This is a genomic window from Cerasicoccus maritimus (genome assembly GCA_031296935.1).
Taxonomy (GTDB): Bacteria; Verrucomicrobiota; Verrucomicrobiia; order Opitutales; family Cerasicoccaceae; genus Cerasicoccus; species Cerasicoccus maritimus.
In genome coordinates this window covers 46,348-72,650 of sequence record JAVDPD010000021.1, presented here as the reverse complement: position 1 = coordinate 72,650, position 26,303 = coordinate 46,348, and the positions used below count along the sequence as shown (strand labels likewise).

Annotated in this window: 23 protein-coding genes; 11 read left to right on the top strand and 12 right to left on the bottom strand. The window is 58.0% G+C overall.

Annotated elements, in window-relative coordinates; all coding sequences use genetic code 11:
* Complete coding sequence (locus RBB62_RS20305) at positions 1-189, top strand: response regulator transcription factor (RefSeq protein ID WP_425499895.1); 189 nt, start codon at positions 1-3, stop codon at positions 187-189.
* 65 nt (positions 190-254) lie between these two features.
* Here RBB62_RS20305 and cyoE read toward each other — a convergent pair whose 3' ends face one another.
* Positions 255-1,187 (bottom strand): heme o synthase, encoded by a 933-nt coding sequence (gene cyoE / locus RBB62_RS13335; RefSeq protein WP_309399422.1) that lies wholly within the window; start codon positions 1,185-1,187, stop codon positions 255-257.
* A 58-nt stretch (positions 1,188-1,245) separates the two neighbouring features.
* Positions 1,246-2,238: a COX15/CtaA family protein gene (locus RBB62_RS13330; RefSeq protein WP_309399421.1), complete on the bottom strand. Its 993-nt coding sequence runs from the start codon at positions 2,236-2,238 to the stop codon at positions 1,246-1,248.
* 44 nt (positions 2,239-2,282) lie between these two features.
* Between RBB62_RS13330 and RBB62_RS13325 the strand changes: the two genes are divergently transcribed.
* The 4 genes from RBB62_RS13325 to RBB62_RS13310 all read left to right on the top strand — a co-directional run bounded on the left by RBB62_RS13325 (position 2,283) and on the right by RBB62_RS13310 (position 6,050).
* Entirely contained in the window at positions 2,283-3,122 is an 840-nt protein-coding gene (locus RBB62_RS13325) for an SCO family protein (protein ID WP_309399420.1), read from the top strand.
* Positions 3,119-3,991, top strand: coding sequence for a hypothetical protein (locus RBB62_RS13320; protein ID WP_309399419.1), 873 nt, complete (start codon positions 3,119-3,121; stop codon positions 3,989-3,991). Before RBB62_RS13325 ends, RBB62_RS13320 begins: the two co-directional genes overlap by 4 nt.
* 61 nt (positions 3,992-4,052) lie before the next feature.
* A complete protein-coding gene (locus RBB62_RS13315) occupies positions 4,053-4,355 on the top strand; it encodes a phasin family protein (RefSeq protein ID WP_309399417.1) in 303 nt (100 codons plus the stop codon).
* A gap of 3 nt (positions 4,356-4,358) precedes the next feature.
* A complete protein-coding gene (locus tag RBB62_RS13310; protein ID WP_309399416.1) occupies positions 4,359-6,050 on the top strand; it encodes an ABC1 kinase family protein in 1,692 nt (563 codons plus the stop codon).
* Positions 6,051-6,231: 181 nt separating this feature from the next.
* Here RBB62_RS13310 and groL read toward each other — a convergent pair whose 3' ends face one another.
* From groL to dnaK, 4 genes are all read right to left on the bottom strand, one after another.
* Positions 6,232-7,884 carry a chaperonin GroEL gene (gene groL, locus RBB62_RS13305; RefSeq protein ID WP_309399415.1) on the bottom strand — a complete coding sequence of 551 codons (1,653 nt, stop codon included), beginning with the start codon at positions 7,882-7,884 and terminating at the stop codon, positions 6,232-6,234.
* Positions 7,885-7,964: 80 nt separating this feature from the next.
* Positions 7,965-8,273 carry a co-chaperone GroES gene (locus RBB62_RS13300; protein WP_343219092.1) on the bottom strand — a complete coding sequence of 103 codons (309 nt, stop codon included), beginning with the start codon at positions 8,271-8,273 and terminating at the stop codon, positions 7,965-7,967.
* Positions 8,274-8,294: 21 nt separating this feature from the next.
* Positions 8,295-8,603 (bottom strand): hypothetical protein, encoded by a 309-nt coding sequence (locus tag RBB62_RS13295; RefSeq protein ID WP_309399413.1) that lies wholly within the window; start codon positions 8,601-8,603, stop codon positions 8,295-8,297.
* A gap of 96 nt (positions 8,604-8,699) precedes the next feature.
* A complete protein-coding gene (gene dnaK, locus RBB62_RS13290) occupies positions 8,700-10,673 on the bottom strand; it encodes a molecular chaperone DnaK (RefSeq protein ID WP_309399412.1) in 1,974 nt (657 codons plus the stop codon).
* 223 nt (positions 10,674-10,896) lie between these two features.
* Between dnaK and RBB62_RS13285 the strand changes: the two genes are divergently transcribed.
* From RBB62_RS13285 to RBB62_RS13270, 4 genes are all read left to right on the top strand, one after another.
* Entirely contained in the window at positions 10,897-12,513 is a 1,617-nt protein-coding gene (locus RBB62_RS13285) for a hypothetical protein (protein ID WP_309399411.1), read from the top strand.
* A 157-nt stretch (positions 12,514-12,670) separates the two neighbouring features.
* Positions 12,671-14,152 (top strand): hypothetical protein, encoded by a 1,482-nt coding sequence (locus tag RBB62_RS13280; protein WP_309399410.1) that lies wholly within the window; start codon positions 12,671-12,673, stop codon positions 14,150-14,152.
* An 82-nt stretch (positions 14,153-14,234) separates the two neighbouring features.
* The gene (locus tag RBB62_RS13275) at positions 14,235-14,519 is read left to right on the top strand and encodes a hypothetical protein (protein WP_309399409.1); all 285 of its coding nucleotides are present in this window, start codon (positions 14,235-14,237) and stop codon (positions 14,517-14,519) included.
* 86 nt (positions 14,520-14,605) lie between these two features.
* Positions 14,606-16,282 (top strand): mucoidy inhibitor MuiA family protein, encoded by a 1,677-nt coding sequence (locus RBB62_RS13270; RefSeq protein ID WP_309399408.1) that lies wholly within the window; start codon positions 14,606-14,608, stop codon positions 16,280-16,282.
* Positions 16,283-16,363: 81 nt separating this feature from the next.
* Here RBB62_RS13270 and hisA read toward each other — a convergent pair whose 3' ends face one another.
* Together hisA and RBB62_RS13260 are read right to left on the bottom strand one after the other, a co-directional pair.
* Positions 16,364-17,101: a 1-(5-phosphoribosyl)-5-[(5-phosphoribosylamino)methylideneamino]imidazole-4-carboxamide isomerase gene (gene hisA / locus RBB62_RS13265; RefSeq protein WP_309399406.1), complete on the bottom strand. Its 738-nt coding sequence runs from the start codon at positions 17,099-17,101 to the stop codon at positions 16,364-16,366.
* 35 nt (positions 17,102-17,136) lie between these two features.
* Entirely contained in the window at positions 17,137-17,469 is a 333-nt protein-coding gene (locus RBB62_RS13260; RefSeq protein WP_309399405.1) for a hypothetical protein, read from the bottom strand.
* 17 nt (positions 17,470-17,486) lie between these two features.
* On the opposite strand from RBB62_RS13260, the gene RBB62_RS13255 reads away from it, so the two are divergent.
* Positions 17,487-18,590 carry a M20/M25/M40 family metallo-hydrolase gene (locus RBB62_RS13255; protein ID WP_309399403.1) on the top strand — a complete coding sequence of 368 codons (1,104 nt, stop codon included), beginning with the start codon at positions 17,487-17,489 and terminating at the stop codon, positions 18,588-18,590.
* A gap of 111 nt (positions 18,591-18,701) precedes the next feature.
* Here the strand turns inward: RBB62_RS13255 and smc are convergent, their stop codons facing one another.
* Positions 18,702-22,451 carry a chromosome segregation protein SMC gene (gene smc / locus RBB62_RS13250; RefSeq protein ID WP_309399402.1) on the bottom strand — a complete coding sequence of 1,250 codons (3,750 nt, stop codon included), beginning with the start codon at positions 22,449-22,451 and terminating at the stop codon, positions 18,702-18,704.
* Positions 22,452-22,680: 229 nt separating this feature from the next.
* Between smc and RBB62_RS13245 the strand changes: the two genes are divergently transcribed.
* On the top strand, positions 22,681-23,163 hold the full coding sequence (locus RBB62_RS13245) for a VirB8 family type IV secretion system protein (RefSeq protein ID WP_309399401.1): 483 nt from the start codon (positions 22,681-22,683) through the stop codon (positions 23,161-23,163).
* On the opposite strand, the gene RBB62_RS13240 is transcribed toward RBB62_RS13245, so the two are convergent.
* The 3 genes from RBB62_RS13240 to RBB62_RS13230 are packed head-to-tail and all read right to left on the bottom strand — an operon-like array spanning position 23,160 to position 26,228.
* Positions 23,160-24,641, bottom strand: coding sequence for a phytoene desaturase family protein (locus tag RBB62_RS13240; protein ID WP_309399400.1), 1,482 nt, complete (start codon positions 24,639-24,641; stop codon positions 23,160-23,162). The two genes, RBB62_RS13245 and RBB62_RS13240, sit on opposite strands and share 4 nt — an antisense overlap.
* 51 nt (positions 24,642-24,692) lie before the next feature.
* Positions 24,693-24,953 (bottom strand): acyl carrier protein, encoded by a 261-nt coding sequence (locus tag RBB62_RS13235; protein ID WP_309399399.1) that lies wholly within the window; start codon positions 24,951-24,953, stop codon positions 24,693-24,695.
* Positions 24,954-24,983: 30 nt separating this feature from the next.
* On the bottom strand, positions 24,984-26,228 hold the full coding sequence (locus tag RBB62_RS13230) for a beta-ketoacyl-[acyl-carrier-protein] synthase family protein (RefSeq protein WP_309399398.1): 1,245 nt from the start codon (positions 26,226-26,228) through the stop codon (positions 24,984-24,986).
* Between the last annotated feature and the right edge of the window lie 75 nt (positions 26,229-26,303).

The window sequence follows — 26,303 nt, the reverse complement described above, 5'->3', positions numbered from 1 at the left end:
ATGCAAGTGATGTGTCTGGTGGTGCATGGGCGTAGCAATAAAGATATCATGCATGATTTGGGTCTGTCTGAACGTAAGGTTAAGCTGCAAATTTCGAACATGCTACCTAAGTTGCAAATTCAGGACCGAACTCAAGCCGCCATTCATGCGATGAAGACTGGCATTGTTCACTTGGGCGCGGTGCTTTGAATAACTCTAAAGCGTTTTCAGTGAAGTCTTCAGGCGTTAGGTTGTTCAGCTGCTGTGAGTGCGGCTTAGCCAATTAGCCAACGGTCGAGCACCAAGGCACCAAGCAGGAGCGGCAGGTAGGCAATCGAGGCCAGGAACATCTTGCGGGAGGCCGACGTGCGGTCTTGGCCTTTGACGCGCCAGAAGCCCAATGCGGTCCAGCAATAATACATGCCGCAGATTAACGCAGCGGCACCGAAGAGGAACCAGCTCGTGTAACCGAGGAACACCGGGAGCAGACTGATGCCGAGCAAGAGCAGGCTGTGGAGAATCGATTGGCGGGCGGCGCTTTGACCGCTGGGGTCATTGACCGTGCTCATCACGAAACCGCCTTGAGCGTAGTCGTCGCGGTAGAGCCAGGCAATGGCCATGAAATGAGGGATTTGCCAGCAGAAGAGGATGCCAAACAAGATCCAGCCGAGCGGGTCGATTTGGCCATTGGCGGCAGCCCAGCCGATCAGCGGGGGGAGCGCGCCGGGTACTGCGCCGATCAGGGTGTTCCATGAAGTCATTCGCTTGAGCGGCGTATAAACCAGCAAATAAGAAATCAGCGTGGCGACGGTTAACGCGCCGGCGAGTGGGTTGGCCCCGAGCCAGACGAGGGTGCTGCCGGCGATTCCAAGGCTGAGGCCGAAGATCAGTGCTGCTTGCGGCGAGACGGCACCGCTGGGCAGGGGGCGGCTCTGGGTGCGTGCCATGCGGCGGTCGACTTCACGCTCCAGCCACTGATTGAGTGCGCCTGCGGCACCGGCGGAGAGCGAGGTGCCTACGAGGAGGGAAAGGAAAATGCCCGCGCTGCGCTGCGGGTCGGCCGCCATGTAGCCAACGAGGGCGGTGATGACGGAAAGGAGGCTTAGTCGCGGCTTGGTCAGTTCCCAATATTCGCGCAGGGCGAGTCGTTCGGACCAGGGGGTGGCGTCAACTTGGTTGAGGCCTGGCGTGGAAGGGGAGGAGCTCATTCAGTCACGGGCGCGGGGCAATTGGCGCAATGGGGGCGTTGGAGGTGTTAAAAGTAGACTATCTATTGGTTAAATCACTGTTCGCCAGGGGCAAGCGGAAAGTTTGCGTAATCGTAATCCAAACAAATGCTAATAGTAGCGCGCCCACTAGCATGTGAGTAGAAGCCATTACCGGGTTCTTATGAGTCCAGACCGTTGCCGCTCCGAGAAACACCTGTATCGCCAGTAGCGCCGTGATGCCGATTATCCAGCCTTTCATCGCTTGGCGCGTGTTGCTGCGGCCCCAGAGCATGCCGAGGAAGCCCATGATGGCAACGGTCGCCACGACTGCGCCAAGCCGATGCAGCCAATGCAGCGTGATCGGCGTGGTCCAAACTGCAGGCAGCAGTCCGCCTTCGGGCGTGAGGGGAAAAGTCGGTATCGCCAGCCCGGCCCCGTAGTGCCGCATGAGTGCGCCAAGGAGGATTTGCACCATAATCGTCGCTGCGGCGACCAGCCCCCAAATACGGACAGACTTCGGCACCGCTTTGGCCAGGCCGCATTGTTTTTCCCTCCAGTAGCGGGAGAGGAGTAGGGTGAGCGTTGCCAGGCAGCAGAGGGTAAGTTCCGCGCCCAAAGCATGCAGAATGCGGAAGGTGTAACCGATGGCGTTGTCGTCGGCGCCGGTGTTGAGCTGGTCGAATTTCACGCGCGCGCCGCCTAGGAGTCCCTGGGCAATAACGAGCGCCAGGAGCCCATAGGCCAGACGGCGGGTAGTGTCGTTGCCTTCACGGAGGAAGGCCCAGATGGCTAGCGCAATGGATAGGAAGCCCAGCTTGGCTCCGAGGAGGCGGTGACTGTGCTCGGCGCGCATTTCGATGTCTTCCCACCAGCCGTCCGGCATCACGGAGGAGTTGGACAGCGGCCAGTCGAGGAACACCATGCCGGCCTGAATACTGGTGGTATAGGCACCGGCATAGAGCAGGAGCAGCGACCAGCAAAGGGCGAACAGGGAAAACCAGAAGAGGGCGGGTTGGTAGCGGTCGAGTCGGTTAGTAGGGGCTTTGAACATTCTCGGTTGCGAAAATACGTAAATGCGTAAAATAATCAGTAAGTATGCTTGGACCGCAAACGACAACCCTGTTTCACACGACGCTTTGCTGGTTGTGCGCCGCCACCCTCAATGCGGAATCGCTCACTGGCAAAGTCGCCAGCGCAGACCCCGATGCGCAGACCCTGACCCTCGAAGACGGCCGCGTGCTTAAAGTCGGTGCTGGCGATGCGCGCATTGGCTACGTTGGGCAGACGATCAAAGGCGAGTTGGAGCCGCTGACCGAGCCGCCGACGCTGTATGCGATTTGGCCGATGGACGAGGTCAACGTGGCCGTCGAAAAATCAGTCAACAAGAAGCTTCACAACGACACCATGCTTCAAGGCCGCAAGGCGTTTCGCTCGCTGGGGGATTACCTGCCGGACTTCGCGCTCTACAATCAGGACGGCGAGTTCGTGCGCAAGGGAACGTATCAGGGCAAGAACACGGTTTATAATTTCATCTTCACGCGCTGCCAAATGCCGACCATGTGCCCGGCCACGACTGCGCGTACGCTGCGTTTGCAAAAGATGATCGACGAAGCCGGCCTCAAAGATGCGCAGCTGGTGACTATCACTTTCGACCCGGAATACGACACCCCCGGCATCCTCAATGAATACGGTGTTCAGCGCGGCGCGCACTTCGGCAACTACACCTTGCTGACGGGCGACCCCGAGGCGATTGAGGACCTGATGAAGCAGTTTGGTATTTTGACGATCGATGAGGACGGCACGATCAACCACACGATGGCGACGATCCTCACCGACGGCAACGGCAAGGTCATTTATCGCAAGGAAGGCTCTACCTGGACGCCGCAGGATTTCTTTGATCGCCTGAGCGAACGGGAGCAGGACGCCGGATCATGACAAGTTTGGTCCAGTGTGCATTGATTACGGTAGCGGCCGTGGGCTTGTTTGTCGGGCTGCGTTCATTGCCCGATTCCGAGTGTGGATTCCTTCACTACGATCCGCCGGTGGTGGATGGCGACGGCATTCAATACTGCGGTGATGATCAGCCGGTTTTCATTGAAGTCGGTTCGTTGAATTATCCGGTGAAGCTCACGCTGAAGCCCGAGCGCGAATTTCTAAACGTGGGCGAGCCGGTCAAGGTGGTGTTGTCCGTCAGTGCAAAGGGCGGTGAGCCGCTGGCGCCGTCGGAGCTGGCGGTCACGCACACCGAGCTCATGCACGTGCTCGTGGTCGACCCCTCGCGCGAGGATTATCACCACGTTCACCCGCAGCCGATTGGCGAGTCGGGGCAGTGGGAATTTACGTTTACGCCGAACCGCCCGGGACCTTACCAGGTCTTCGCCGAGTTCGTGCCTTCGCGCACGCAGCAAGTGGTGATTGCCGATGGCGCAATCGATGTTGCCGGTGCAGCAACGGCGGTGGCGCCGCAGGCTTTGCCCGATGGTTGGACCGCAAGTTTGGTCGTCGATCCCGCTGCGCCAGCAGTCGACCAGGAGGCGCGCCTGCATTTGAAAATTGCCCGCGCAGACGGCGCGCAAGCGGTGCTGGAGCCGGTGATGGGCGCTTGGGCGCACCTAGTTGCCTTTGACGAATCGGTGTCGGGCTTTGCCCACTTGCACCCTAAATACACGGGGCGCGAAAAGGACGCTGAGCCGCAGTTGGAGTTCGTGCTCAATACCCACATTCCAGGAGATTACCGGGTGTGGGCGCAGGTCAAAGTAGATGGCGTCGAGCGATTTATGCCGTTCAACGTTCAGGTTAATTAATTATAACAAAGTGGCGAATTGATTTGTGCCTTGGGCGGTTCTGGCTTTCAATGTGGGTGCCATGATCGATCTTATTAAAAAGAGTATGCTGGCCGGGGTTGGAGCCGCGGTAGTCACCAAGGAAAGCGCCGAGCAGGCACTGAGCGGCTTAGTGGAGAAGGGAAAAATCTCCACAGGCGAAGCCAAGGAAGCTGCGGATAAAATCGTGGCGGAAGGTCGCGCTGAGTACGAAAAGGCGCGGACCGAAATGGAGAAGTGGTTCGAGGAAATGCTCCACAAGGGCAAGGTTGCGACCCAGTCGGACATCGCCAAGCTGGAGGCGCGCATCGCCGCGCTGGAAGCTGCAGATAAATCCGGCGAGTAAACTTTGGCCAGCGCCCTCAAGACTCTAGACTTTATCAGCAACGCGACGCGTGGACGAGAGATCGTCACGGTGCTGATGCGGCATGGCTTTGGCGACTTGTTAGACGTCGTGCGGATCCCCAAAGGCTGGGTGGAAAAGATTGTTCCGCCCACGGATCCGAACCTCAACGTATGGCAGCGCCTGCGCCTCGTGCTCGAAGATCTGGGCCCGACTTTTGTGAAGTTTGGTCAGGTGATGAGCACGCGTCCGGATGTCTTGCCGGAGGGCATGATCACCGAGTTTAAAAACCTGCGCAGCCAGGTTAAGCCCATTCCTTTTGATCAGATCGAGCCCATGCTTTGTGCGGAGCTCGGGTGCGGTCAATACACAGAATATTTCGACGATTTTAATACGACGCCCGTCGCCTGCGGGTCGATTGGCCAGGTTTACAAGGCGCGGATCAAGGACACAGATGAATGGGTGGCCGTGAAGATTCAGCGGCCCAACATTAAGAAGGCGATTAAGGCCGACATCGAGATCATCAGCTGGTTGGTGAAGCTGCTGCATGATCGGGTGGAAGAACTGCGCCCCTACGACTTGCCGTCGATTGTAGAGTCGACCGGCAAAGGCATTTTGCAGGAGCTGGACTTCACCATCGAGGCCAACAATGCCGCGCTTTTTTCGGCACTGAATCCCTACGAGGATGTCTTCGCGCCCAAGGTTTATGATCAGTTCACCTACGAGCGCGTTACCGTGTTTGAGTGGGTCGAGGGGCGTCCGCCCTGGGACCCCGAGATCCCGGAAGATATCCGCGTGAAGTTGGCACGCGCTGGCGGCAAAAGCGTCTTCCAGCAAATTGTCATTAGCGGGTATTTCCATGCGGACCCGCATGGCGGCAATTTATTGATCACCGACGATGGCCGCCTGTGCTTCATCGACTGGGGCCTGGCGGGGCAACTGACCCGCGACATGCGCTATTTCCTCGCGGACTTGTTTAGCGCCATTGCCAAGAACGATCCGGAAAAAGTCTGCCGCGTAGCCATGATCATGGCGCAAGGCAAGACGCGCATTGACCGGACGAAGTTGGAGCAGGAAGTCGGCTTTGTGCTGCGGCAGTATCGCTCGAAGTTCGATCAAAATGAAGCCATCGGCAAGATCGTCATCGACCTGCTGTTTGTCTTTGGCTCGAACGGGATTCACTTGGCGCGCGACTATTCGTTGTTGGCCAAGGCAATCATTTCCATTGAAGAAGTCGGGCAGACGCTGGACCCGAAGTTCGACATTCGCGAAGTCGGCAAACCCTTCCTCCACAAGCTTGAGTGGGAGCGTTGGAATCCGACCAGTGTGGCCGCGCGCATGTGGTGGAATATGCAGGGGCACATGCACAAGCTGCGTGAGTTGCCTGGCGATATTCAGCGATTTTTCCGCCATCTGGAAGACGGTGAGATCAAGGTGACGATGAAGCACGAAGGCCTCACCGATGTGGGCGATGTCTTCGATATGGGCGTCAACCGCCTGACGATGGCGATCATCACGGCGGCGATTATTCTTTCGTCCGCAATCGTGGTGGGCTCGATGGCCCCGAAAGACGCGACTTTGAGCGAACTCTACAGCACTAACGTAGTGCTGCTGCTCGCGGCATTTGGTTTCAAGATTGGCATCCTCTTCGGCGGCTGGATCATCTGGGACATCATCCGCCACGGTCGCCACAAATAGGCTGCGTCCCGCCGTACCGGTGGATATCGCATTGCATAATATTTTGAGGCAAGATTGTGGCTGGTGTGTGTCGGCGTAAGTGAGAAGCAACGAAATAAAAAGCCCCCGGCGTAATGCCGAGGGCTTTGAAAGAGTTGCGTTTTGCGTTTGGTAGGAATGATGCGATGCAACGGGACGTTGCTTACATCATGCCGCCCATGCCGCCCATACCGCCCATGCCGCCCATGTCTGGGGCTGCGGGAGCTGCGCCCTTTTCTTCGGGCTCGTCGGTGATCATGCACTCGGTGGTGAGGAGCAGACCAGAGACGGATGCGGCGTGCTGCAGAGCAGAACGGGTCACCTTGGTCGGGTCAACAACACCAGCCTTGATCAGGTCTTCGTAAACGCCAGTAGCGACGTTGTAACCCGTGGACTTGTTGGACTTGATGACTTCCTGAACAACGAGGCTGCCTTCGACGCCGGCGTTGGAGCACAGCTTGCGGAGGGGAGCTTCGATTGCGCGGCGAACGATGTAAGCACCGATTTGCTCGTCACCTTCGAGGCCTTCAGCAGCCTTTTCGATTTCCTTGGCGGTGTTGAGGAGAGCCTTGGAACCACCAGCGGAGATGCCTTCTTCGACAGCAGCGCGGGTTGCATGCAGGGCGTCTTCCACGCGAGCCTTCTTTTCCTTCATTTCCGGCTCGGTTGCGGCACCAACGTTGATGACGGCAACGCCACCAGCGAGCTTGGCGAGGCGCTCTTGCAGCTTTTCGCGGTCGTAGTCCGAAGAGGTTTCTTCGATCTGACGGCGGATCTGCTTTACGCGGCCCTGGATGTCGGAAGCCTTACCAGCACCTTCAACGAGGGTGGTGTTTTCCTTGTCCACGGAGATGCGCTTAGCCTGGCCGAGGTCGGCGAGTTCGAGGCTGTCGAGCTTGATGCCGAGGTCTTCGGTGATGCAACGGCCACCGGTGAGGATGGCGATGTCTTCGAGCATGGCCTTGCGGCGGTCGCCGAAGCCAGGAGCCTTAACGGCGCAAACGTTGAGCGTGCCACGGAGCTTGTTAACCACAAGAGCTGCGAGGGCTTCGCCTTCGACGTCTTCAGCGATGATGAAGAACGGCTTGCCGGTCTTGGCAACCTTCTGCAGGATCGGGAGGAGGTCGTTGAGGCTGCTGATCTTCTTTTCGTTGATCAGGATGTAAGCGTCCTCGAGGATGGCTTCCATCGTTTCAGCGTTGGTGGTGAAGTAAGGGGACAGGTAGCCCTTGTCGAACTGCATACCTTCGACCACGTCGAGGGTGGTTTCGATGCCCTTGGCTTCTTCAACGGTGATGGTGCCGTCCTTGCCAACCTTGTCCATGGCGTCAGCGATGATTTCGCCGATTTCGGTGTCCCAGTTAGCGGAAACGGTGGCGACCTGCTTCACTTCTTCGCGGTCGGAAACCTTCTTGCTGTCCTTGGCGAGCTTGGCGACAGCGGCGGTAACAGCCTTGTCGATACCACGCTTCAGGAAGATCGGGTTGGCGCCAGCGGCTACGTTGCGGAGGCCTTCCTTGTAGATGGCGTGAGCAAGAACGGTTGCGGTGGTGGTGCCGTCACCAGCGTTGTCGCTGGTCTTGGAAGCCACTTCGCGAACCATCTGAGCGCCCATGTTTTCATAGGGGTCGCTGAGTTCGATTTCCTTGGCGACAGAGACACCGTCCTTGGTGACAGTCGGGGAACCGAACTTCTTGTCGATCAGTACATTGCGGCCTTTCGGTCCGAGGGTGACGCTGACAGCGTCGGCGAGCTTTTGAACGCCGGCAAGGATAGCTTTGCGTGCGCTTTCGTCGAATTTGAGTTGCTTAGCCATTTTTGGTTCTAAGTTTTACGTTTTATGTTTTAAGAATTTCTGTGCTTTGTGTGGCAAAGTTGCTTTGCAATGCAGAGCAATTAGCCTTCAACAACACCGAGGATGTCGTCTTCGCGAACGAGCGTGTAGGTCTCGTCTTCGAACTTAACCTCGGTGCCGCCGTATTTGGAAACGATCACGATGTCGCCAACCTTCACGTTGAAGGGCTGGGCCTTGCCGTTTTCGTCCTTAGCGCCGGTGCCCAGGGCGATAACCTTGGCTTCTTGCGGCTTTTCCTTGGCGGAATCAGGGATGATGATGCCACCCTTGACTTGTTCGTCCAGCTCAACGGCCTGGATGAGTACGCGGTCGCCGAGCGGCTTGATTTTCACTTTGGTTGCGGTTGCCATAGTATTTTTAGTATGGGATTATTACTGTGATTTTTTCGGAAGGTAATCGTCCATATCGTCGCCTTCGCTAGCTGCGGCTGCCGGAGCGGCAGGCGCATCGGCCGGGGGGGGAGGGGGTGCTTCGTGCTGTTGTTCGCCAACAACGTTGAGCTTGGCTCCCAGGTAATCCGGCATGGCTCGCTCCAGCCCCACACCGATGACGCGATCTTTATTAAAAGAAGCAACGAGCTTGCCCTCGGAATAGAGAGAGAGCATTTCGCTGGCGGTCATCTTGTCGGCCTTTACCCGGAAGGTTCCGTGATCGGTAAAGACAAGGTGGTTAAGAGCCATTGGAGTGCAGAATGTGGATTGCGGAGTGCTGAATGGATGTTGAAAGGGGAAATCGGAGCCCGAACGGATCGGGCTCCAATGAAAGTTTTGCGAAGCTTACTTCTTGTCGTCGACCACTTCGAAGTCGGCGTCGACTACGTCGTCGTCATCGCTGCTTGCTCCACCCTGGGGAGGGGGGGCGCCAGCGCCACCAGCGGCTCCGGCAGCTTCAGCTGCGGCTTGCTGTGCAGTGGCCTGATCTTCCGGGGACATATTCGCATACATCTCCTGAGCGGCAGCGGCGAAGGCTTCCTGAAGCTTGTCGTGGGCGGCCTTAAGCTCGTCGCCGGAAGCTTCCTGGTTTTCCAGAACCTTCTTACCGTCGGCCAGCGCGGCTTCGATCGGGCCCTTCTTGTCGGCGGGGAGCTTGTCGCCCAGCTCGCCAAGTTGCTTTTCGCACTGGAAGACGAGGCCGTCGAGCTGGTTGCGTGCTTCCACGCCAGCCTTGCGCTTCTTATCTTCTTCGGCGTGGGCTTCGGCGTCGGCCTTGGCCTTTTCGACTTCTTCCTCGGAGAGACCGGTGCCACCCGTGATGGATACCTTTTGCTCCTTGTTCGTGGCCTTGTCCTTAGCGCTCACGTGGAGGATGCCGTTGGAGTCGATGTCGAAAGTGACTTCGATCTGCGGCACGCCACGGGGGGCGGGGGGGATGCCATCGAGGCGGAAGTTGCCCAAAAGCTTGTTGTCGTTCGCCATCGAGCGTTCGCCCTGCAGGATCTTGATGTCCACCGCGTTCTGGTTGTCAGAGTAGGTGGAGAAGACCTGAGACTTCTTGGTCGGAATGGTGGTGTTGCGCTCGATCATCGGCGTGGCGACGCCGCCTGCGGTTTCAATCGCGAGGGTCAGCGGGGTCACGTCGAGCAGGAGCACGTCCTTGACGTCGCCCTGAAGCACGCCGCCCTGGATAGAAGCGCCGATTGCGACCACTTCGTCCGGGTTAACGCCCTTGTGCGGCTCCTTGCCAGCGAGGCCCTTGGCGATCTCGATGATCTTGGGCATGCGGGTCATACCACCCACCAAGACGAGGTCGTTGACTTCGCTCATGGAGATATCGGCGTCTTCGAGGCACTTCTTGAACGGGATGATCGTGCGCTGGGCAAGGTCGTCAGTCAGCTGCTCGAGCTTGGAGCGGCTGAGGGTCACGTTGAGGTGCTTCGGGCCGGTGTCGTCTGCGGTGATGAACGGCAGGTTAATGTCGGTCGACTGGCTGGAGGACAGGGCAATCTTGGCCTTCTCGGCTTCTTCCTTCAGGCGCTGCTTGGCCATCGGGTCGGCGAGGAGGTCGACGCTGCTGTCGTTCTGAGTCTTGAACTCGCCAGCGAGCCAGTTGATGAGCGCGCTGTCCCAGTTGTCACCACCGAGGTGGGTGTCGCCGTTGGTGGCCTTCACTTCGAAGACGCTGTCAGCGATTTCCAGAATGGAGATGTCGAACGTGCCACCACCGAGGTCATACACGGCGATGGTTTCGTCCGCCTTCTTGTCCAAGCCATAGGCGAGGGCAGCTGCGGTCGGTTCGTTGATGACGCGGAGCACTTCGAGGCCGGCAATCTTGCCAGCGTCCTTGGTGGCTTGGCGCTCTGGGTTGTTAAAGTATGCGGGCACGGTGATCACGGCCTGGGTGATGGTCTCACCGAGGTAAGCTTCGGCGTCTGCCTTAAGCTTGCCGAGAATCATCGCGGAAATTTCCTCGGGCGTGTATTGCTTGGATTCGCCGCTCACGGTTACTTCGATCTGGGCGTCGCCGTTCTTGCCTTCAACCACCTTGTAAGGAAGATGCTTGGCTTCTTCAGCGATTTCCGAGAACTTGCGACCGATGAGGCGCTTAGCCGAGAAAATGGTGTTGTTTGGATTGGTGATGGCCTGGCGCTTAGCGGCCTGGCCAACGAGGCGCTCGCCGTTCTTTGCAAATGCAACTACGGACGGCGTAGTGCGTGCGCCTTCGCTATTTGGGATCACGACAGGTTCCCCGCCTTCCATGACGGCCATGCAGGAATTAGTCGTGCCTAAGTCGATGCCTAAAATTTTACTCATGCCGACTTTTATGCAAGCGCCGTGCCTTGAATGTGGATAGTTCACAAAGTGTTGTTGATGAGCGAAATATAAAAACGGAACTCGCTAATGTCCCACTAGGCGCCCGCGCTAGGTGGCGCACTGTGTCACACCTGTCACACCTAAAGTGCGACATGGCACAGTGACACTTTTGCAAATGGCGCAGTTTGGTGTTGTGAGGCTTGTTGGTGTGTATCACATTTGAATGGTGCTGAGAAATACGATTGCCAGCTTGTTTGTGATGTTTGCCACCTGTTTGGTTCAGGGGGAGGACATACCTATGACCTGGGAGGAGTTTTATGAGCTGACTGGCGAAACCGAGGCCGCCTACGAGCAATACCTCGCGGACTTCTATGTCTATCACCCCGCAGATACCGATCAGGACCACCAGATTTCAACCGAAGAGTTAAACGCTTACGGTCAATCCTGGCGCTACGGAGAAACCTGGTCGGCGCACGACGATCAAGAGATCCCCATCGATTCGCTGACGCAGGCGGCCTATTTCCAGTGGAAGTTCGATGGCTATTACTTTTATTCCAGCGAGAGCGGTAGCTTTACAGAAGGGACCAATGATACATTCTTGGTGTCTCCGGGCGGTAACTCTACTTTGTCGACGCAATACCACATTTACAAGCCAGCCAGAGTGACCGTGGCTCTCAATCAGCCCGAGAAATCCTGGACTGCCGGGGCCATCGAGGAAATTCTGCCCGACGGCTGGACTGCCGAAACCTACCTCGAAATTTGGGAGAAAAATGGCACTCGCTGGCCAACAATGGATATCGAGCGTGAGGACGACAATTTGGGCGCGCTGGTGATCACCGAGCAGGGCGGGCGCTGCATCGTGCGTTGGGGGCCGTTTCAAAGTAGCGAATACGACTTGGACTACCGCTACGCGCTGAAATCCGCTGGCGAGACGTTGCCGCTCAACGAGGACTTCTCCGGTGTTCAATCCTACGACGGGACGAGCCGGCCGACGCTGGCGCGCGCCATCGAGCCTGCGTTTGAATTCTTCTACCCACAGTTTAATGACTACGGCGTGAACATCAGCAATGCCGATGTGGAGATACCCAATGTTGACTTTTCCGGCGACGACAATGGCGACGGGGTGTCCAACTTCGCGACTTGGCTGATGACTGGCGATCCCGCGACGCGCGTAGAAAAGCTGCGCCCGACCTTTGAGCGATTCACTGAGGATGGGGCCGAGAAGATTCGCTATCGCTTCTATGAAACAGTGGAGTCGTTTTATGCGCCGCGACTGATCCTTTGCAGCAGCGATCTCAAGGTTTGGCGCAAAGTGACGGATCCAATCATCAACCGCCGACCGGACCTCGATGTCGGCGGCGCATTGGCCCAGGAAGCGATCATTCCGGGCGAGAGCTATCCGGAGAATTTCTTCTGCCTGCTTTATCGAGATGATTTCTACCGGGAAGCGAGGCCGTTAATCACACCCGGGACGTTAACCCTTATCCCTTATCGCTCTAATGGTGGCGATAGCGAGGGCTCTCGCGAAATCGTTTTGAGTCATTCTCAGACTGCCTTCAGCTTGAGCGTCCCGGGCCATGAAAACGCGGTGTTTGATCTACGCCATTCAGGTATCGACGAAGTGATCGTCAATCCATCGGGAGACAGTTACCCTGTCAATTCAGGCAAGAAGTTGCGAATTGGTAATTCGGGGGGATCGCCGCTGGAGGTCCGGCGGGTCGACAATGCAATGGTGGTGGAAAATCACGCGGGGAAGGCAAACTGCAGTATCGATGGCGCATATTTCATCGAAACGCCTCCGGTCTTTGTCTTTCCAGACCCACCGGAGACTGATTTTTAGCCGCGCCTAGTGGCTGCCCATGTTTTATCAACTTTAGCACAGTGACACTTTTGCAAATGTCGCAGTTTGGCCTTGTGTGGTGAATTGATGCGGTTCTTTATCACATTAAATGTTTCCTCGTTCGCTCGTATGTTTGTTTGCTTGTTTGGCTTTGCCCATGTTGACCTATGGTCAGGGTAGCGTGGTTGTTAGTCCGGGAGGAATTATTATCGTGGACGAACCGGGCACGAATCCCAGCCAGTCAATCCCATCTCCGGGTGGCGGCGGTGGCGGCTCGTATTATCACCCGGCGGATCTCGACGAAAATGCTTACATTTCTGAAGTTGAGCTGGAGGCCTTTGCCTCAGCCTGGAGACAGAGGGAATTGTGGCCGGATGACGGCGGCTACCCGATCTCGATCAATGCGGTCACCTCGGCCGGAAAAATTGTCTGGGCCGATGGCGGACATTATGATGGAGGCTATAATGGTGGCGATACCAGTGTTTACGAAGGCGTGCTGCTAGCGCCATTTTACTTTTATAGACCGCCACGTGTTAGCATATCGCTCAATGAGCCGGGAACGTCCTGGACAGCCTGCGCCTTCGAAGAAATTTTGCCGGCGGGCTATGGCGCGGAAGTTTATCAAGAGACGGCTGAGGGGGACGCCGCAAATTTGCAGTATATTATACGCGAGGACGATAATCTTGCCGATCTAACGATTACAGTGGTCGACGGCTGGACCTATGTGCGCGCGGGGCCTTTTCAGGGAACTCCGGCTGACCTGCGCTATGCGCTTACGCTAAACGATTTGGAGCTGCCCACGAACGATGCCTTTATGGGCTGGCAATCCTACGATGGCGAGAGTCGGCCTACGTTGTCGCGCGCGATCGAGTCGGCTTATATCGAGGAATTTCCGGTAAAGAACGAATGGGGCATCTATACTTTTTACGTTGATGTCTTTGTGCCCGATGTAGATTTGGCGGCAGACGACACTGGGGACACGGTGGCGAATCTCCAAGTATGGATTACTCGCGGTGATCCAGCTAAGTCTTATGTCGGCTTTGAGCCGAAGATGCGTATGGAAGGCGACGCGTTTACCTTTCAGTTTTATCGTGAAATTGAATCCATCTACGTCGATGAATACCTCCTGTGGAGCCCCGACTTACGCTACTGGTCGGCGATTTTTACAGACGAGCCGGTTCGCAAGCCTGAGCTGGATAAAGATTCCACCGCCGCCTATGAGGTGGCGCTTAGCCGGCCAATTGAGACCGAGGGCTTTTATGTGCGACAATTGACGCGCGAGTATTTTCCGCGCACCCGTGAGTATTATGATTTCGTGAGCCCATACCGTCAATTTCTCCAGGATTACAGTAGTGATTTGGAAACGATCCAACTCGTGCTGCTTGGTGTGTCGGAAGATGAGTTTACGCTTGAGGTTCCAGCATCGAATGCGGTCTTTTTTGATGTCGAAGGTGCGACGATCACGGAGGTCGCTGGCGACGCCGTGACTCCCGAGCGGTATGTGAAGCTCTATAACAGTGGCACGGAACCGCTTTCAGTCATCCGCAATGGCGCGGCGCTGAATGTCCTGGGCGGACCATTTGCGGTCAGGATCGATGACTCATCGGCCGTTAGCTACACTGGGCCGGTCGGACCTTAGCGCGGGGTGTTATAACACGCTTTTCGCAGTATCTGATTGGGGCGGCTTGACTGATCGGGGAACGACGGTCAAGTTCCCCGCCATGGCCCAACCACGACGCGACAAAAAGAAAGACTACGAGGCGCTGCAATCGCCGTTCATGCGCATTCCGCAAATGAAGATTGATATCGCGCGTGGGTTGCTCGACATCGGCGTGACACAGATCTACCACCTTGAGGGGCGGGCACCGGAGTCGCTGCTGTCCGAGATGCAGAAGAAGGGCAAGGAGCTGCAGCACGACGCCATTGCCTACCTGCGCATGGCGGTTTACTACGCGGAAAACCAGCCGCCGGAAGCCAGCAAACTCTACCCGACGGAGTGGATGTAGCGCCGCCAATTTTCACGGATTTGTATCGTTTGTAAGGTTTTTGTCAGGTTTTGAACAATGCCTTGGGGCGGGTGTTCCAAGGCAGCATGAAAGCATTATTCTGTCTATTTCTGGCCGGGACACTGTCCCTCAACGCGGCGGATAAAACCGCCAACGGAACCATTGCCGGTGTCACGGTTTTTGGCGATCGCGCGGAAGTCACCCGCGAGGCAACGCTCGATCTGGAAGCGGGCACGCATCACATTCGCTTCGAAGGGCTGCCTGCCAACACCGACCGCCAGTCGCTGCAATTGCAGTGCGACGGGCCGCTCGTGTTGCAGGACATCCGCCTCGTCACGACCTACCTAGAGGAAGTGGCCAACGAGCAGTCGCGCGCGCTCTTTAAGCAACTCAACGCGCTGAAGCTCGACCGCCGCCGCAACGAGCTGGCCACGGCGCGCATCGAGCAGGAAATTAAGGCGCTGCAGTCAATCTGGAAAGGCGTCACCACGCCGACCGATGGCGCCGCCGTGGCCACCGATCCGGAGCAATGGGCAGGGCTGCTCGAAATGCAGTCCAAGCGCTCGGCGGCACTTGACCAACAGGGCTTGGAGCTCGAAGTGCAGCGCAAGGAGCTCGATGCGAATATCCGCGAGCTGGAGCAGCAAATCCAGAAGGTCCGCGCCACGCAACAGCGTTCACGCACGGATGTCGTAGCGGTGGTTGAGGCCCGCCAAAGCGGTCCCGCTGACTTGCAGCTCACGTACCAGACGCCGGGTGCCAGTTGGTCGCCCACGTATCAAGTCCGGGCCGATTCCCAAGGCGGCAACGTGGAGATTGTTTACCGCGCCAACGTCCGCCAAAGCACGGGCGAAGATTGGACCGATGTCGCACTGAGCCTCTCCACCGCGCAGCCGCATATCGACGGTCGTGAGCCGGAACTGCGCCCATGGTGGATTGCCGAGGTCAAGCCGATGCCTGTCTCGGCGCCGGCGCCCCAGGAAAGTAGAGCTCGCGGCTATGCATTGGCCGCCGATGAGGCCGATTATTATATTGAAGGAAAGAAAGCCATTAGTGGGGAAGTTGATTTCTTGGGCACCAAAGATTTCACAAAATTCGGTGGTATGGAAGTCTCCAAGGCAGTGATCCAACAGGGCCTCATCGCCACGAAATTCGACGTGCCGGCGAAGGTCACGGTCGCGACTTCCGCCGAGCGGGTCGTGTGCACGATTCTGCAGTTTAACTCCGCCGCCGACTACCGCCACACCGCTGTGCCGAAGCTCTCGCCCTACACTTACCTGAAGGCCGAGATCGCCAACGCCACCAATGCGCAGCTCTTGCCGGGGCAGGGTAGCATCTTCATCGACGGCAACTTCGTGGGCAAGGCCGACCTCGATCTCGTCGCTCCGGGCGAGAAGTTCTGGGTCTACCTGGGCGTCGATCCCGCCGTGACTGTCGAGCGCAACAAGCTTCAAGGCAAGGACTCGACCGAGGGCATTTTCAACAAGACCAAACGCATGGTGACCAGCTACGAATTTGTCATCAAAAACCAGCGCCAACAGCCGATCCAGCTCTCGCTCTGGGACCAGCTCCCGATGGCGTCCAACGAAGACATCGAAGTCGAGCTGCTGGTGCCCGAGGTCGGCAAGCGCGGTGCCATCGCCACCATTGATGACCAAAAGCGCCTGGAGTGGAAGTTCTCGCTGAAGCCCGGCCAGGATTTGAAAACCCCACTCAGCTACACGATCCAATACCCGCAGGATATGCTGGTGAGCGGGTTGTAAGCCACTGGCATTTCAAACCCAGAAGACAAAAAACGCCGCCCAATTGAGGCGGCGTTTGTCTTTATAGAATCTGGAACGGCGCTACGCCTTGATCGCGCTGGCGATGTCGAGCGCGGCCTTCAGGTCGATGGCCTTTTCGTAGATCGCCTTGCCGATGATGACGCCCGAGAAGTTCGGGAAGCGCGGCGCGAGGTCCGCGTAGTGGATCACGTCGTGGATGTCCGAAACGCCGCCGGAGGCGATGACATTGCAGTCCACGGCGGACCACATTTCCTTCATGCCTTCGAAGTTCGGGCCGGTCATCATGCCATCGGTGGCGATGTCGGTGTAGATGATGTGCTGAATGCCAGCGGCGGCGACTTCCTGCGCGAGCTTGATCGCGGGCATATCGGTCACGTCGACCCAGCCGTGCACAGCTACCTTGCCTTCGCGGGCGTCGATGCCCACGGCAACTTTGTCACCAAACTCGCGAGCCATATCCTTCACGAAGTCGAGGCTTTCGCAGGCGCGGGTGCCCACGACCACGCGGGAGATACCGGCGTCGAGGACTTCGCGGATGTTTTCCAGCGAGCGAATGCCGCCGCCGAATTCGACCTTCAGGCCGAGCTCGGCAATTTCTTTGGCGGCAGCGATGTTGGCGGGCTTACCGGTGAAGGCACCATCGAGGTCAACGACGTGCACCCACTCGGAGCCAGCGGCCAAGAATTCCTTGGCGGGATCGACCGGGTTTTCGTAGTACTCGGTCTTCTGATCGGCCAGGCCTTGGATCAGGCGCACGCAGTGGCCGTTCTTGATGTCGATTGCGGGGAGAATTGTCATAAAACAACTATGAGGCCTAAATCTCGCGGCTCAATCTATTCTTTTCGCGAAAATTCAGGCGGGGGGGCGCGTTTTTTAAACAGGAAGATCGGGAAGAGCGGGAAGCCGAGAGGCAACGTGGATTTTTTGAACAGAAGGAAGCAAAGAGAGCAAAGCCACTCCACTGTTTTATTTCTTACGCGAAGACCCAAAGGAATTTCATATGAGAAGAAACTTGTTTTTTGGGGGCTTCGCGTGATTTTCAAAAGCTGCCTCTCAGCCTTTGCTCTCTTTGCTTCCTTCTGTTCAATAAAAATTACGCTCCACCAGCTTTCCGTTACTCCCGATCTTCCTGTTAAAAAGATTTCAGTTGGTTTCGCCGGGCGCATCGGTTAGCACTGGATACATGGCGAAGAAAAAAGCGAAAACCACGAAAAAGAAAACTGATACGTTCACCCCGCCGGAGTTCCTGGTCGACCTGCTCGAAGCACGTTCGCCGACCGGTTTCGAACAAGAGGCGCAGGCCGTGCTGGCCAAGCACGTGGAGCCCATTGCCGAGACTTTTGAAAAGGATGCCCTCGGCAACCGCTACGCGACGATCAACTCCGAGGGCGACCCCGTCCTCATGCTCGCCGGCCACATGGACGAGCTGGGCCTGATGGTGAAATACGTCGACGACAACGGCTTTGTTTACTTTGACCCGCTGGGCGGCCACGACCCGATCATGATCTCCGGCCGCCGCGTCACCATCATGGCCAAGGGCGGCGACGTAAAGGGCGTCACCGGTAAGCGCGCCATCCACCTGATGTCGCCCGAGGATCGCAAGAAGGTCCCCGAGTTCCACGAAATGTGGATCGATATCGGCGCCAAGTCCCGCGACGAAGCGCTCGAGCGCATCGCCATTGGCGACCCGATGGTTTACGACATGGGCTTTGAGCTGATCCACGGCACCGTCGGCGCCGCCCGCGCGTTTGACGACAAGTCCGGCTGCTACGTGGTCAACGAAGTGGTCCGCCGTTTGGCCAAGTCCAAGAAAAAGCTGGCCGCGAAGGTGGTTGCTGTTTCGACGACGCAGGAAGAAATCGGCACCCGCGGCGCGACGACTTCTGCTTACAAGGTGAACCCGCACCTCGGCATCGCCGTGGACGTGGGCCACGCCACCGACCACCCGGACTGCGATCCGCGCAAGCATGGCCGCCAAGTTCAGGGCGGGGGCCCGATCATTGGCCGCGGCCCGAACATCAGCCCGTTCATTTTCGAGCGCCTAGTGGAAGTTGCCGAAAAGAACAACATCCCTTACCAGCTCGAGTCCGAGCCACGCCCGACGCCCACCGACGCGCGCGCAATTCAGATGGCCCGCGAAGGTGTGGCCGCGTCGATCATTTCGATCCCGCTGCGCTACATGCACACGCCGAGCGAAGTCGTCGACTTGCAGGACATCGAATACACCGTCCAGCTCCTCGTGGCCTTCGCCGAAAGCCTTAAAAAGGGCGAGCACGGCATCTGGTAGGCAACCTCCGGTTGCATTGATAGATTCGCACGGGGTGCGAATGGCTTTTCGCGGCTGGCTTCACTGAGTGGAGTCAGCCGTTTTTGTCGCTGCAATACGCGTGGCGCTGGCTTAGCCCACCACGCCGGCGGATTCGAGTTCGATCGGGGTGTCGTCGTCTTCGGAGACGAGGTCGTCGCCCTTCTTGTTGAAGCGCATGGAGACGAGCTTCGTGACGCCGCGTTCTTGCATCGTGACGCCGTAGATCGCGTTGGCCGTGGAGACCGTGCGCTTGTTGTGCGTGACGATGAGGAACTGCGAATACTTCACGAACTCCTGCACCATGTCGGTGAAGCGGCCGATGTTCACGTCGTCCAGCGGTGCATCGAGCTCGTCGAGCACGGCGAAGGGGCTGGGCTTGACCATGTAGATCGCGAACAGGAGGCCAACGGCGGTCATCGTGCGCTGGCCACCGGAGAGCAGCGATAGGCTTCGCAGCTTGGTGCCCGGAGGGCGCGCGGTGATCTCGATGCCGGAGTCGAGCACGTCTTCGGCTTCGACGAGGGCGAGGTCGGCCTGGCCGCCGTTGAAGAGCTTGGTAAACGTGAAAATGAAGTTTTTGCGGATCTGCTCGAAGGTGTCCTGGAACAGCTTTTGCGAGGTCTCGTTGATCTCGTCGATTGCCTTGAGCAGCTCTTCCTTCGAGCCCCACAAGTCGTCGCTTTGGGTCTTCAGGAAGTCGTAGCGCTCGCGCTCGTCGGCGTATTCTTCGATGGCTACAAGATTGACGGCGCCGAGGCTGTTGATGCGGCTGCGGAGGTATTTAATCTCCTTGTCGATCTCGGGCCAGTCGGTGTCGTCCATGGCGGCGAGGTCTTCTTCGGTCGGTTCGCCGCGCTCGGTTTTCACCTTGGGGCGAAGCTCGCCGTCGTCGTCCTCATCGAGCTCGTCGAGCTTGATCTTGGTTTCGAATTCTTCGTCGGCGTGCCAGAGCTCCTGCTTCCAATCGATGTCGTCGATCTCGCGGTCGTATTCGCCCATGATCTTGTCGGACAAGAAGCTGGATTGCGAACGCTCTTCGGCGAGCTTGACGTCGTATTGGTTGAGCTGGGTTTCCTGCTCGCGCTGCTGAGAGCGAGCCTGGCCCAGGTGGCTTTCCAACTCCGCAATCTGGCGCTCGAGCTCGCCGGATTTCTGGCGCAGGCCGGCCAAATTCGTTGACGTGGATTCGAGCGTCTTCTCCAGCTCGGCCGCGCGTTCGCGGTTCTCCATGATGTCGGCCTTGAGCGAGGCGAGCTGCTCGGTCAGGTTGTCGATCTCCTGACGGCGGCGCAGGATGCGAGTGTTGATCTCGTTGCGCTGCGTTTCGGCATCGCGCAAGCCCTGCTCGTAAAGTTCGAGGCGCTGCTTCTTTTCGGCGAGGTCCAGGCGGACTTCGGCCAGGCCGTCCTTGTGCGCATCGCGCTCGTTCATGAGGCGCTTGATGGCTTCTTCGGCACCGGAAATCTCGGCTTTGCCTTCTTCGATTGCCTGTTCGGCGCCGGCCATTTCTTCGCGGGCCTTGTTGAGGCGGTCTTCGGCGGTGAGGCGGCTTTCCTCTAAGTCGGCGAGTTGACGCTCCTGGCGCGTGACGTTCTGCGAAATCTCCTGCAGCATGCTTTGCACGGAGCGTGCGTCGGCCTTGAGGCTGGAGAGTTCGCTGGCAATTTCGTTTTGGCGGTCGCGCTTTTCTTCGACAGTCATTTCCGCCGTTTCCATGTCGGCATTCAGCTGCAAGGCGCGCTCGTTGAGCTGCGTCAGGCGCTCGTTATCGATCTCGATTTGCGCCTTGAACTTGCGAATGTTCTGGTCGCGCTTGAGGAAGCTGTCGTCCTTGCCCTTCTTGTTGTAGCCGCCGTAAACGAGGCCACGGTGGTCCACGAGTTCGTTGTTTTTGGTGGCGACAAAGAGGAAGTTAAAGCCCGGGTTCGTCTTCCAATATTCCAGAAAATCATCGAGCGTATCGACAAAGAAACAGCCCTGGAAAAAGTCGTGCACGAGGTCCTTGAACTCTGTCTTCTTCGGCTTGATGACCTTCTCGGCGGGGATGATCCAACTGGGCAGGGACTCGTTTTCGTAGATGTCCGTGCGGATGCCGACCTGCAAAACCGCGCGGCCCACGCGCTCGTCTTCGAGCTTGCGAAGGATGGGCAGGGCGAGGTCGTAGTTGTCTAAATAGATCGACTCGGCGGAGCTGGAGAGCAGCGTCTCGAGCGCGGTCGTGTAGGCGTCGTCGGCTTCGACAACGGCCGACAGCGGGCGGAATTTATCCTTCGGCGCGAGGTCGCCAAGCTGGCCTTGCAGGATGGCCTTCGCGCCTGCGGAGAAGCCTTCGAAGCGCTGTTGCAGGGCCTCCAAAGTGGAGAGCTGGGCTTGGCCTCGGGCGACTTCGCGGTCGCAGTCGGAAATGTCTTTTTGCAGGTTGCGGAACTCTTCGCGCAGGCGCTGAGTTTCGGCGCGGGCGGCTTCGACGGCCTCCGCGGCTTCGGCGGCTTCCTGCTCGCGACGGGCCTGCGCGGCGGTGACCTCCTCGGCGCGGTGCTCGAGGACTTCCTTCTGATCCTTCAGCTCGTGAAGTGTGTCGCCGAGGCCGGCGTGCTTCACCTGGAAACTCTTCAGGTCGACTTCGAGCGTGGTCGTTTGCTGGCGCAGACGGGTAATCGCGCCTTCGCGGACGAGCAGTTGTTGCTTGGCCTGGCCGAGGGTGCGCTCGTGGCCGTTGAGCTCCATCAAGATGCGCTCGAATTCCTCGTTTTTGCCACGGAAAATTTCGTCGGATGAGTCGACCAGTGCCTGGGCCTCGGCCTTACTCTCGGCAGCGGTTTGGGCCTTGGTGGAGAGCTCTTCGATCTGGCGCTCGAGGCCGGTGACTTCCTCTTTCAGGTTCTCGATGCGCTCGGCGACGTCGCGCTCGCGGATCGTGGCAAATTCGGCTTGCGACTCGGCGTTTTCCTTCTCACTGCGGAGGTCAAACACGGTCTGCTGTGCCTCCTGCAGGGTGGTGGTCATCTCCTTGCGCTCGCTGCGGCGGCGTTCCAAAGATTGCTCCTCCATCTTGAGCTTTTCTTCGGCCTGCTCGACGATGCCGCGGAGGCCGTTGGCCTTCTCGGACAAGTCGCTGATGATTGCGCCGCGCTTGGCGTAGTGGTAGGCGTTGTAGGAGAGGTCGAGGTGGGTCAGGCGGTGCTTGAAGCGCTGGAAACGCAGGGCCTTGGACGCCTGGCGCTTGAGGCTGGCAATCTTGCGGCTGACTTCGTCGATCACGTCGGTGACGCGGGCCAAATTCTGGTCGACGAGGGCCAGTTTGTTGAGGCACTCCTTGCGGTCGGCCTTGTATTTGGTGATGCCAGCGGCTTCTTCGAAAATCGTGCGGCGCTCCTGCGGATTGGAGGACAGGATCTGGTCGATCTGGCCCTGCATCATAAACGAGTAGGACGCGCGGCCTACGCCGGTATCCATGAACAAGTTATGAATGTCCTTGAGGCGGCAGCGCTTGCCGTTGAGGAAGTAATCCGAGCCGCCTTCGCGGTCGACTTTACGGGTGATTTCTACCTCGTTGAAATTCGTGCCCAACTCGGCCTCGCAGTCGCTGAAAGTCAGGGAAACTTCGCAGGATTGCAGCGGCTTGCGCTTGTCCGTGCCCTGGAAGATGACGTCGTGCATCTTCGAGCCACGGAGGGCCTTGGCGCTTTGTTCGCCGAGCACCCAGCGGCAGGCGTCGACGATGTTGCTCTTGCCGCAACCATTGGGGCCCACGATACACGTCACGCCTGGATCGAGCCGGACGACGGTCCGGTCGGCAAAGCTCTTGAATCCATTGATGACGATTTCCTTGAGATACATAGTTGGGCGAAGATCGGATGTCGGAGGACCGAGGTCGGCAGATCAGTGGTCGGATGTCAGAAGTCTGAGGACGGTAAAATTAGGCCAGTAGTGCGTTGTAAAGCCTGCCGAAATTAGACTGCCCGCCCCGAGCGGCAACGTTTATTTATTAACAACGGGCGGGGAATAAGTTGGGCGTAAGTCGCCGGTTTATCTTCACTTTGGCCGGATATTTGGGCAGAATTCAGGCATGAAAGCCGAAACTGGTATCAACACATGCGAAAAACGAAGTTGGCAAGAGCGCTATGCTCGCTGGATGCTGAGGCCCAAGTTCGGTGAGAAGTGGTTTGAGAAGTATCTTGGGAAATATTGGGTGTGGTGGTTTGCCGGTTTTACGGGAATTTTGATCTTTGCCGCATTAACTTTTGTAGTGGCTAACATGCTGCCGTTTGAGAATCGTCACGTGCCACCAGAGGTTAGTATTGAGGATCTGACTGAGTCCGAGGTTGAGCTGATCGGGCCGTATGTATCGGCTTATGAATTCGAGAAAATGGCATCTTTGATGCATGCTAACTTACTCCGTTCCATCCTGTTTGGCGGTGGAATTGGCGCGCTTATCTTTTACCCAATGGCGGCTCTGATTAATGAGGAGCGCAAAGGCTACCGGCAGATCGTCATGCGGTTGGAGAGCGAACTGGAGGAAGCGAGGCAAACAGCGAAAAAGGGCGATTAACCCGCCCCGAGCACGTGCAAATTCGCCATCGAAATGCCGCTGAGCATGGCGCCGGTGATGCCGAGGAAGCCCTGGTCGGTGCCGCAGAGGAAGACGTTGTCCAGGTGGGTGCGGCCGGTTTTTACCTTGTTGGGCGCGCCGTAGACGGCGCCGCTGAGGTGGCCGGTGAACTTGGTGATCGTCAGCGGGGTAAACATGTCTTTGGCCTCAGTGTACTGCTCTAAGACGAGGCGGGCCTGTGCCTTGTGGGCGACCATAGGGGGCGTGGTGTGCTCCTTGTCTCGGACGCGGGGCATCGGCAAAAAGTCGAGCGCACGGCGTTGGAGCGTTTCATACCACTGGTCCTTGGCATCGGCGTATTCCTGGTCGGTGAGGGCGGCCCAGCGGTCGTAATTGGCCAGCGCGGTGACGCGGAGGAAGCCTTCCTCCAGCTTCCGTTCGTCGGAATACTGGTAATTATTCGGGAAGCAGATGACGCCGCTGCGGCAGTCCACGAGGTCTTTCGGGCGGCGGTAGTCGAAGTGCTCGCTGTTGTTGAAAAAGACGATGGTATCCTTCCAACCCAAGGAGGCTGGCTGCTTTTTGAGCACGGTAATCGTCTCAACAAAGGAGAGGGCACCGGTGTTGTCGCGACCGGCGTCGCCGGGCTGATCGCTACACAGGCGGAGCGTTTCGGCGTAGCCGATCGAGGAAATGATCTTATCGGCCGTGATTTCCGTGCCGTCGTCGAAGATAACGCGCGATGCGTGGCCGTTGTCGGCAACGATTTCGCGGACGCCGCACTTCATTTTGCGTTCGCCGCCGAGCTCGCGGTATTTGCTGAGCAGGGCGCGGATGATGACGCGCACGCCGTCGAACGGCCGGGCAAAGCCCTCCATGAACAGCGCCTTGAACAGGATGACGAATTGCGAGAAATCGAGGTCGTTCTCCCGTGCGCTGCCGTAGTAGCAGACAGGGATCATGAGCATGTTGACGAGGGCGTCGTCGGACAAAAACTCCCGCAGCACGGCGATGGCGGACTCTTCCTGGATGTCCAAGGCAGTCTCGTTGAACGACTTAACGTGCTCTACCAGACGGCGGAAGCCGTCGATCTGCTCCGGGAAGACCTGGGCAACCTCGCTCTCGAACAGGGCAAAGTCGTTGCTGAAGTTGAGGCTGTAGCCGGGGATGACGATCTTGCTGCCGCATTGCTCGGAGAGATCGAGTTGATCGCGGTCCAGCCGGAGCTGGCGGAGGATTTTAATGAGCGGCAGGCGCTTGGCCCCGGGTGGGGCGTAGTTCGTCATGGCGTGGAGGCCCACGTCATACTTGCGCCCGGCAATGCTGTAGAAGCTGTTGAGACCCCCGGCTGCGTTGTGGCGCTCGACGATGAGGACGCGTTTATCGAACATCGCGAGGCGAATTGCCGCCGCGAGGCCGGACATGCCTGCGCCAATGACCAAGCAGTCATAGTGCGCGCCGTTCAGCTCACTAGTCATTTAATGGGAGTTACCCCGCGAGTGGCAGCGGGGAGAGGTGGCTCGCGCGAGTTAGGCGCTGGCCTTGGCTTCAAACTTGGGCAGCAGGTAGTCGGCGCAGCTGTCGAGCGATGCGAGCTCGGGATAATCATCTTCCGGCACTTCGATGCCGTGCTGCTTGCGCAGCTCCATCACGATATCGAGGAAATCCATCGAATCCAGATCGAGCTGTTCGCGGAGGCGTACCTCGGGCTTAATGTCGCTGAGCTCCTCGTCGGGCGCGATCTCGGCGATAATGTCCAGCACAATCTGCTTTACGTCTTCTTTGGTCATGGGATGGATAAACTAATATATGGGAGCGGCTCAGTCAACGAACCGCTTTACAATCAATGCAGAATTAATTCCGAGCATACCGAAAGAGTTGTTCAGGATGGTGTCAACCCTTTCAACCAATTTTGGTTCGTTGAGAACGAGGTTCTCAACCGCGCATTCGGGGTCCAGCTCGGTTACATTGATGGTCGGGTGGACCTGATTGTCGTTGAAACTGGGTAAATTGCCTGCGAGTTCCAGGGCTCCGGCGGCGCCCATTGCGTGCCCGATGAAGCTCTTGGTGTTGTTCACGTAGGTCGTCGGGCAGTTGGCGAAGACTTCGCGCACGGCCTTGACCTCCTGGATGTCGCCGGCGGGCGTGGCGGTGGCGTGCGTGCTGACGATATCGATGTCCTGCGGCGTCAGGCCAGCGCGCTTAATCGCGGCGCGCATGCACTGGGCTTGGCGCTCTGGGTTGGGGAGCACAGCGTCGGTCGCGTCGGAGTTAATGTTCCAGCCGACGATTTCGCAAATGATATTTGCGCCGCGTGCTTGCGCATCACTGAGACGCTCAAGGACATATACCGCGCCGCCTTCGGAGACGACGATGCCGTTGCGGGATTTGTCGAAGGGGCGGGAGGCCATGTTGGGGTCCTCGTGGTCGCCGAGGGCGCCCTGGCTCTTGAAGCCGGCAAAAATGCCAAAAGTGTGGATGGACTCGCTGACGCCGCCTGCGAGCGCGTAGTCGACTTCGCCCAGCAGGAGCATCTGCGCGCCCTGGATCAGGCCCGCGTTACCCGCCGCGCACGCTGCGCCGATGGTGTAATGTGGCCCGTGGATGCCCATGTTCATGGTCACTTCGCCCGCGGGATTGTTGGCCACGGTGCGGGGATTGTGGTGATGCGTCCAGTACTTGGTGTCGTAGTCGAACTGGGAAATATTATAGACCTCGTTCTCGGTCTCGACGTTGCCATGCTCGGTGGTGCCGATGTAGACGCCCACGCGGGCCTTGTCGATGCCATCCCAATCGAGACCAGAGTCGGCCACCGCTTCGCGGGAGCAATAAATGGCGATGGAGCCTGCGCGGGTGCCGTTGCGGACTTCCTTGCGCTTCTGGTATTTCATCGGGTCGTAGTCGCAGACGCCGGCGTTGACCTCGCCCATGTAGCGCATGGGGATGCGTTGAACGCGGGCCTTGCCGGCGAGCAAGTTGGCGCGGTATTCGGACAGGGTGTTCCCGTTCGGCGAGGTGAGGCCGAGTCCAGTGATGACGATGCGCTTGGCGGGGTCGCGTTCCATGGTTCTTGAATAGAAAAGCCCCCAAGGCTTACGTCTAAGGGGGGCGGCGGAAAGAAAAAAATGGGTGTCGGGGCG

Excerpts from the sequence above, each read along its gene's own strand:
- RBB62_RS13245 (WP_309399401.1), top strand. The coding sequence starts at position 22,681 with ATGAAAGCCGAAACTGGTATCAACACATGCGAAAAACGAAGTTGGCAA.
- RBB62_RS13325 (WP_309399420.1), top strand. The coding sequence starts at position 2,283 with ATGCTTGGACCGCAAACGACAACCCTGTTTCACACGACGCTTTGCTGG.
- cyoE (WP_309399422.1), bottom strand. The coding sequence starts at position 1,187 with ATGAGCTCCTCCCCTTCCACGCCAGGCCTCAACCAAGTTGACGCCACC.
- RBB62_RS13295 (WP_309399413.1), bottom strand. The coding sequence starts at position 8,603 with ATGGCTCTTAACCACCTTGTCTTTACCGATCACGGAACCTTCCGGGTA.
- RBB62_RS13300 (WP_343219092.1), bottom strand. The coding sequence starts at position 8,273 with ATGGCAACCGCAACCAAAGTGAAAATCAAGCCGCTCGGCGACCGCGTA.
- RBB62_RS13230 (WP_309399398.1), bottom strand. The coding sequence starts at position 26,228 with ATGGAACGCGACCCCGCCAAGCGCATCGTCATCACTGGACTCGGCCTC.
- RBB62_RS13255 (WP_309399403.1), top strand. The coding sequence starts at position 17,487 with ATGGCGAAGAAAAAAGCGAAAACCACGAAAAAGAAAACTGATACGTTC.
- RBB62_RS13240 (WP_309399400.1), bottom strand. The coding sequence starts at position 24,641 with ATGACTAGTGAGCTGAACGGCGCGCACTATGACTGCTTGGTCATTGGC.
- groL (WP_309399415.1), bottom strand. The coding sequence starts at position 7,884 with ATGGCTAAGCAACTCAAATTCGACGAAAGCGCACGCAAAGCTATCCTT.
- RBB62_RS13270 (WP_309399408.1), top strand. The coding sequence starts at position 14,606 with ATGAAAGCATTATTCTGTCTATTTCTGGCCGGGACACTGTCCCTCAAC.
- RBB62_RS13280 (WP_309399410.1), top strand. The coding sequence starts at position 12,671 with ATGTTGACCTATGGTCAGGGTAGCGTGGTTGTTAGTCCGGGAGGAATT.
- RBB62_RS13275 (WP_309399409.1), top strand. The coding sequence starts at position 14,235 with ATGGCCCAACCACGACGCGACAAAAAGAAAGACTACGAGGCGCTGCAA.
- hisA (WP_309399406.1), bottom strand. The coding sequence starts at position 17,101 with ATGACAATTCTCCCCGCAATCGACATCAAGAACGGCCACTGCGTGCGC.
- dnaK (WP_309399412.1), bottom strand. The coding sequence starts at position 10,673 with ATGAGTAAAATTTTAGGCATCGACTTAGGCACGACTAATTCCTGCATG.
- smc (WP_309399402.1), bottom strand. The coding sequence starts at position 22,451 with ATGTATCTCAAGGAAATCGTCATCAATGGATTCAAGAGCTTTGCCGAC.
- RBB62_RS13285 (WP_309399411.1), top strand. The coding sequence starts at position 10,897 with ATGGTGCTGAGAAATACGATTGCCAGCTTGTTTGTGATGTTTGCCACC.
- RBB62_RS13235 (WP_309399399.1), bottom strand. The coding sequence starts at position 24,953 with ATGACCAAAGAAGACGTAAAGCAGATTGTGCTGGACATTATCGCCGAG.
- RBB62_RS13260 (WP_309399405.1), bottom strand. The coding sequence starts at position 17,469 with ATGCGCCCGGCGAAACCAACTGAAATCTTTTTAACAGGAAGATCGGGA.
- RBB62_RS20305 (WP_425499895.1), top strand. The coding sequence starts at position 1 with ATGCAAGTGATGTGTCTGGTGGTGCATGGGCGTAGCAATAAAGATATC.
- RBB62_RS13330 (WP_309399421.1), bottom strand. The coding sequence starts at position 2,238 with ATGTTCAAAGCCCCTACTAACCGACTCGACCGCTACCAACCCGCCCTC.
- RBB62_RS13320 (WP_309399419.1), top strand. The coding sequence starts at position 3,119 with ATGACAAGTTTGGTCCAGTGTGCATTGATTACGGTAGCGGCCGTGGGC.
- RBB62_RS13315 (WP_309399417.1), top strand. The coding sequence starts at position 4,053 with ATGATCGATCTTATTAAAAAGAGTATGCTGGCCGGGGTTGGAGCCGCG.